Annotated in this window: 3 tRNA genes (2 of these 3 only partly in view); all 3 read left to right on the top strand. The window is 51.9% G+C overall.

The features are described from left to right. A tRNA-OTHER gene (locus tag HMPREF3138_RS13665) sits at positions 1–30 on the top strand; it begins 52 nt to the left of the window's first position. 54 nt (positions 31–84) lie between these two features. After that, positions 85–160 (top strand) — tRNA-Gly (locus HMPREF3138_RS13670). Positions 161–226: 66 nt separating this feature from the next. Further along, a tRNA-OTHER gene (locus tag HMPREF3138_RS13675) sits at positions 227–258 on the top strand (it continues 51 nt past the right edge of the window).

The following is a 258-nucleotide window of genomic DNA, read 5'->3' on the forward strand; positions in this document are numbered from 1 at the left end:
TCGCGAGTTCGAGCCTCGTTTCCCGCTCCAAAAATTCAAAGGTCACGCCAGTGTTTGGTGACCGGATGCCAAAAGCATCTCAATGCGGGAATAGCTCAGTTGGTAGAGCACGACCTTGCCAAGGTCGGGGTCGCGAGTTCGAGTCTCGTTTCCCGCTCCAAATTCAACAATGTCGCGATGCGGCATGATGAATAAATAAAGCAGTATCAAGCAGTACCTATGCGACGCGGGAATAGCTCAGTTGGTAGAGCGCAACCT

The organism is Serratia sp. HMSC15F11 (assembly GCF_001808215.1).
GTDB classification, from domain to species: domain Bacteria; phylum Pseudomonadota; class Gammaproteobacteria; order Enterobacterales; family Enterobacteriaceae; genus Serratia; species Serratia nevei.